This is a genomic window from Leisingera sp. (assembly GCF_982940295.1).
In genome coordinates, this window is record NZ_CEYXRG010000019.1 from 82,031 (window position 1) to 88,030 (window position 6,000).

Genomic DNA, 6,000 nt, shown 5'->3' on the forward strand with positions numbered 1-6,000 from the left:
TAATCAGAACATTCACTCAGTTTGGCGGAGGGCGGTATGCCTCTACTGCTTCCAAACCGCGTCTCCCTTGGCTTTGCACTGCCGCCTTCCAGCATGGGAACGTCAATGCCGCCTCATCACCATTTTTGTATCCGAGAGTATCCCAGACACATTCGCCCAAGTTCTTAGGACGGGCCCGAGCGCCTGCTTTTCCATGACAGGCTTCTAGAGCTCCCACACCGCGCCCCTGCCAAGGCCGTGGTGCGGTTAGTGAACGTTTGGGGACGCATCTCTCTGCATCTCGGACCGAACTCTGCCTATCCGACAACCGGCAAGTCCTATGCGCAACCTCAGGCTGGCAAGTTCACCACGGGGTGAAGCACAACCCGGGTATCCAACGGCACCCTGTCGTAGAGGTTGATCATCTGATCGTTTACCAGCCTTGCACAACCATTCGACACGCGCCGTCCGATTGTGTCCGGTTCATTGGTGCCGTGAATACGCAGAAACGTATCCCCGCGCCCGGGCTGAAACAGATAAAGCGCGCGTGAGCCAAGTGGATTACCGAGACCACCGGGCATGCCATCGGCAAACCTGGCATAGCGGTGCGGTTCGCGCTGTATCATGTCCGGTGTCGGCTTCCAACTGGGCCACACCTTTTTCGCGCCGACATAGAATTCGCCCGCCTCGTACAGGCCAGGCCGGCCAATCCCGACCGCATAACGGATCGCGCGGCCCTCAGGCAGCGTCCAGTACAGTGCGAACTGCTCTGGATCCACATGCACCTCATATGGCGTAAGGTCGTTCTGGATGCGCACCTCGCGCGGCAAAAGCTCTTCGGGCATATCGTAGACCGGAAGCGTTGGCGTATGCGCGCTGCCCTTTGAACCCAGCACCGTCAACGCCCCTGCCCCGACAATGAAATCCCGTCTCAGCATAATTCCTCCTTCTGACTGTTTCACCGGTACCGTATAGTCTTCTGAGCCCCTGCCAAAGATTAACACCCGCTGCGCCCTCGATAATCAGCACGTCTGCTTGCCTGCCATTTCTTTCACGAGCCCCTGCCTCCGGCTCAGCCTCTGACACGCGCCGCAATACGCGGAGCATGAGATGTCATTCGTCGAGTGCGGCCTTGCGGCGCCTGAACTCTTCTTCGTCGATTTCACCTTGGGCAAACCTGCTGCGCAGCACCTTCAGCGCGTCACTAGAGGTGTCCGGGCCTGCGCTACGCTTGTCAGTCAGCCATCGCACCGCCACTACGATGAGAGCAATAAACGCTCCCCAGAACAGCAGCATCATCAGGGCGCCGAGCATACCGAAGCCGCCTGCCCACATCATGTGGCCATATCCCCGGTCCCAGTCACCCGAAGTATCCGCCCAAGCCACAGCAGAAGCCAAGGGCAGAAGCACAATTGCCAGAGTTGCAACCTGTCGTTTCATCTTTGTCTCCGGTTCACGTTTCAATTTCGGTTTGATCCTTCGCCAGAGGGATTGCGAGCGTCGCCAACAGCCCGCCATCCGGACGGTTAGCCAGGGTTATGTCACCGCCATGAGCCCGCGCAATCGTACGAGCGATGGATAAGCCGAGCCCGTAGCCGCCGGTTTCGAGCGACCGCGACGCCTCCAGCCGCAGAAACGGATCAAACACCCGCTCCAAATCTTCCTCAGGGATACCTGGGCCGGAGTCTACCACCGTGATCAAAGCGTTTTTGCCATCGATCCCGTATCCAACCCGCGCCCAGCCACCATAGCGCAGCGCGTTCTCGATCACGTTGCGCAAAGCCCGCCGCATCGCGTTTGGCCGCAGGCCAACTTCTGTCGTCACCCCTGGATGTAAATCGAAGCGATCAAGCATATCAGCGCGCAGCTGTTCCAGGAACTTACCCAGTTCACACACCTCTAGCGGCTCGGACACCGCCAGCCCCCGGGCGAAAGCCAATACCGAGTCTACCATGCTCTGCATTTCCTCGATCGAAGATATGAGGCTGTCCCGGGTTTCCTCCTCGTCGACAAATTCTGCCCTGACCCGCATAGCTGTCAAAGGCGATCGAAGGTCATGGCCCAACGCCGCCAGCAGCCGGGTGCGATCTGCAACAAAACGTTTCAGGCGTTCTTGCATCCGGTTAAACGCATCGGTCAGATCTTGCACTTCGCATGGCCCTACCGCAGGCAGTGCGTCCACGTCTTCTCCCCTCCCCAACCGGTCAGCAGCAACGGAAAGCCTGCGCAGCGGTCCCGTTACCCGGCTCATCAAGAACCAGAACACAACAATTAGAATGAAGCCCGCTGTAAGCGCAAAAGTCAGTGTCGAAAAAAGCGGCCATTGCAAAGGCGGCCGTTCAAACCGGGTATCAACATTCAGCCATTGGCTGCCAGACAACGCAATGGACAGCTTCAATTCAATCGCCGACATGTGTCCGCGCATCATTTCCCGGTGCATAGCGGCCATTTCCTGATCGAGGTGGGGCAGCGGCAGATCCGCGCCATCAACCTCATGCAGCTCAACCCGGATCTCGCGGCTGAAGTTACCATCCAGAAGTGCCCGCACTCGCTCTTCGACAATCCCATTGCCGTTATGCGTCATATGTTCGACTTCGGGCTCCGGTGCGATACCGAACCGTACCAGCGGCGAATTCGCAGCCCGTAGAATCGAGGCGTGTAGACTTGCAGGCGCTTCTTCGATCAGTCGGGCCACATTGGCGGCACGTCCAGCAGTTTCCGCTCCGAGAGCCGCGCGTACCGCCAAACTGCGCTCGTCGACAAATAGCCAAAGGCTGACCGCCTGAGCGGCGGCCAGCGCCAGGATCACCAATAGCACCAGTTGGCCGCGCAGACTGTTGAGGACACGCCTCATCCGTCCATCACCTCTACATCTGCCGCCAAGCTATAGCCGCCGTTGCGCACGGTGATGATCAGGCGCGGCTGCATGGGGTCCTGCTCAATCTTGCGGCGCAAGCGGCTGATCTGGTTGTCTATTGTCCGATCCAGCGGCGGCGCCCGCCGGCCCGCAGTTAAATCCATAAGCTGATCCCGGCTCAGGACCAAACGCGCCCGCTCCAGCAAAACCGTCAACAGCTTGAAGTCGGCACCGGTCAGGGCAGTTTCCTGCCCGGTGCCGTCAATGAGGACACGACGGTCGCTGTCCAGCACCCACTGGGCAAACCGAACGTTTTTCCCGGCCAAGCGGCCTGCCAATGGTTCGGAACGATCGGTGCGGCGCAAGATCGCTTTGATGCGTGCCAATAGCTCGCGCGGATTGAATGGCTTGGGCAAATAGTCGTCGGCACCGATCTCCAGGCCGACTATCCGGTCTGTTTCCTGCCCAAGGGCCGTCAGCATAAGGATTGGGATACCGCCTTCCCCAGACAGTCTCCGGCAGACCGAAAGCCCGTCTTCACCCGGCATCATCACGTCCAGAACAATCAGATCGAAATGCCCGGTTGCCAGTTTCGCATCCATCTCTGCCGCGTCTTGCGCTGCAGTTGCGCGCATGCCGTTCTTTTCCAGGTATCGTGTTACCGCAGCCCGGATTTCACGGTGATCGTCAACGACGAGAATATGTGGCATTTCATTCATTTGCATCGATTATAGGTTATTGCTGCAAGTGGTCCTGCAGAGTTTTGTCGCAGAATGTATCAACTGCTTCGGCTGTGACAGGGCGATACAATTCCCCGACCCGGCGCTCTGGCAAGCTCACGCCTGACATCCCAAATTGGATGTATCCAAACACCCTGGGAAAGGTCTGGACATGACGAATTTGAAACTTATTGCGCTTACTCTCGCGGTATCCGGCACATTGGCGGGCGCAGCACTGGCAGAGGCCAGCCACGGCCACAGCGGCAAACCCGGTGCCAATACATCAGGCATGATGCAACAAAATGCAGATTCGCAGATGATGGGCCGAGGTATGATGTCTGACATGAAGCGAATGCATAACATGATGATGCAGATGCACGGGCGGCACGCCATGGGCAGCGCCATGATGGACCGCCAGATGTTGGGCATGGGCAAACCCGGCATGTTGGCGGAAAAACTTCAATCCGCTCTGAAGGAGTACGACGCGGACAGCAATGGCACGCTTTCGATCGATGAGTTCGAATCCTTCCACAGCGCTATAATCCGCGAACAAATGGTAGACCGTTTTCAACATCTCGATGCAGACGGCAACGGCGCGGTGACTGAGGAAGAGATCTCAGCCCAGACGGCACGCATGAAGCAGATGATGGCAGGATCCGGCATGGCCCATAGCGGTCAGCAATCCAAAAGCAATCAGCCCGGCAATGGTATGATGGACCAGCCAAAGGATAACTGATCCTCAAGACACTTTACTGGATGCCACCTGGCACTGCCTGATGGCATCCTTTCTAGGGGCAAGTATCTCAACGTATCCCTTAAAAGCTGGGCATTTTTGCTGTACTACTAAGCAGCGGCAAGCTTGTGGCGGGTGATCGAACAATTACTCGCTTGCCGATTGCTAATGCAAAGTAGATCCCTTTTCTCGCCCCATAGCCGTACCCAGGTCATTTCCGCAAATGATGCACTCCCATCGTTTCCGAGACACGGAAACACGCAGCTGCTGGACGCGTTCGCGGTGGACCGTGGAGCAGGTTACCGGCCGTCACGTCTTTCCCGACGGCTCAGCCGATCTGCCGGCGCGAAAGCTCTAAAGTTCTATATTTGTTAAACATTTTGACACCGGCCTGCGGCATCTGGGTCCAGCGCGGGGCGCACCGAAGATTGGAACAGCTCATTACGTTTCAAATTTTCGAGTCGTGCGCAGCGGCAATTTGTGCTATTTTTGTCACGAGGCGAGCGCTGCGGGAGTTGGGATATGTATATCCTTCCAATAGTGTTTGGTCTTCTTCTTTTTGCCACGCCTAGCGCGGGTCAACAGACAGTCTTTCACACAGCCAGTTTCCCGGACGCCACCACGGTTCAATTGAGCGTGACCCAATACCAGGTCACCAGCGAGGAAGACTTCGACTTTGAAGTCGCCATCAAACTGGTTCAAACAGATGCAAACGGCACAGTTCTCTACGACGACACTAGGAAACACCCGGTTCGGGTCAAATGCGGAGAACCGGCATATGTCGACACTGGTCTCAAAAGATTCATGATCAACACAGCCACCCCCAGCGGCGATTGGCAGCACGACCTTTGGGCTATGCTCTGCACAACAGCAATATCCTGAATGCCAGCAAAGCGTCATACCAACCCTGAAGTTGGCTCAGAAACCCTGTCTCCAGCCATACTGAGAACAGCGGTAAGGGTTAGTCCGGCCGAAGGCGCTCACCGAGACCATTTCGAGCTTCGGCGTCAGACACCAATTCGACAACCAGGCGACCGTATCACTTTCGTAACCCTCGTCCACAGATCTGACAGCTTTTTCGATGATACCTAGCACGACCTGAACGTCGCCTGGCACTTCTGAAACCACCAGGGGACCGTATCCAAAAAATGGACAACACTTGATAGTGCCTTCTGAGCCGGCTGGACTTCTGAATACCCTCGCGTTTTTTGTTCCTGACGAGGCACTTAAATAAGTCTCTGGTTCCGCATGTTGAGCGGATCGTCTCAGAGGTCATTTTAGCATGTATTTAGCACTGTTGCCTACACTGGCCCATTCCCCGGCTCCCCACGCGAGATCCCTGACAGCCGCGCATCATCTTCCGGCGCCCATTTCTGACGCAGGCCGCGCACATAATCCGCGTCCTGCTTCAGCTTTTGCCGTTCCTTGGCGAGGACGCGTTTCACGGTCCGGGCCACCAGTTGAGCAATACGCGTGACTATCCGCATTGCTGGACGGATTTCTTTCAGCGTTTCGGCCCGCGCACCCTTGGTATCCGGAGCGGCCACGCCCCAGGTCAAGCCTGCCTGCTGATCCGCAGACGCCTCCCGCCAGCAAATCGCCCCTTCAGCAACCAAATCCAACCCGGACTCGATGGCATCCGTGATGACCTCTGCCACCGTTGCCTTCAACCGGACCTTTTCTTCTGCCTCCTGCAGCCTCTTCTCCTCAGC

General features: G+C 57.1%; 7 protein-coding genes. 2 read left to right on the plus strand and 5 right to left on the minus strand.

Features of this window, described 5'->3' with window-relative positions; genetic code table 11:
- Positions 1-329: 329 nt before the first annotated feature.
- The 4 genes from AC4HIX_RS16435 to AC4HIX_RS16450 all read right to left on the minus strand — a co-directional run bounded on the left by AC4HIX_RS16435 (position 330) and on the right by AC4HIX_RS16450 (position 3,555).
- The gene (locus AC4HIX_RS16435; protein ID WP_036797401.1) at positions 330-917 is read right to left on the minus strand and encodes a L,D-transpeptidase; all 588 of its coding nucleotides are present in this window, start codon (positions 915-917) and stop codon (positions 330-332) included.
- A gap of 175 nt (positions 918-1,092) precedes the next feature.
- Positions 1,093-1,419, minus strand: a complete 327-nt coding sequence (locus AC4HIX_RS16440; RefSeq protein WP_226429034.1) for an SHOCT domain-containing protein — start codon at positions 1,417-1,419, stop codon at positions 1,093-1,095.
- Between the two features lie 13 nt (positions 1,420-1,432).
- Positions 1,433-2,833 (minus strand): ATP-binding protein, encoded by a 1,401-nt coding sequence (locus AC4HIX_RS16445; RefSeq protein ID WP_027236554.1) that lies wholly within the window; start codon positions 2,831-2,833, stop codon positions 1,433-1,435.
- Positions 2,830-3,555 carry a response regulator gene (locus AC4HIX_RS16450; protein WP_027236553.1) on the minus strand — a complete coding sequence of 242 codons (726 nt, stop codon included), beginning with the start codon at positions 3,553-3,555 and terminating at the stop codon, positions 2,830-2,832. The genes AC4HIX_RS16445 and AC4HIX_RS16450 overlap by 4 nt, the downstream gene beginning before the upstream one ends.
- 172 nt (positions 3,556-3,727) lie before the next feature.
- Between AC4HIX_RS16450 and AC4HIX_RS16455 the strand changes: the two genes are divergently transcribed.
- Both AC4HIX_RS16455 and AC4HIX_RS16460 read left to right on the plus strand, forming a co-directional pair.
- Positions 3,728-4,291 carry an EF-hand domain-containing protein gene (locus AC4HIX_RS16455; protein WP_027236552.1) on the plus strand — a complete coding sequence of 188 codons (564 nt, stop codon included), beginning with the start codon at positions 3,728-3,730 and terminating at the stop codon, positions 4,289-4,291.
- 519 nt (positions 4,292-4,810) lie between these two features.
- A complete protein-coding gene (locus AC4HIX_RS16460) occupies positions 4,811-5,170 on the plus strand; it encodes a hypothetical protein (RefSeq protein WP_036797399.1) in 360 nt (119 codons plus the stop codon).
- Between the two features lie 419 nt (positions 5,171-5,589).
- Here the strand turns inward: AC4HIX_RS16460 and AC4HIX_RS16465 are convergent.
- A partial coding sequence (locus AC4HIX_RS16465) for a hypothetical protein (RefSeq protein ID WP_490399760.1) occupies positions 5,590-6,000 on the minus strand: 411 nt, incomplete at its 5' end.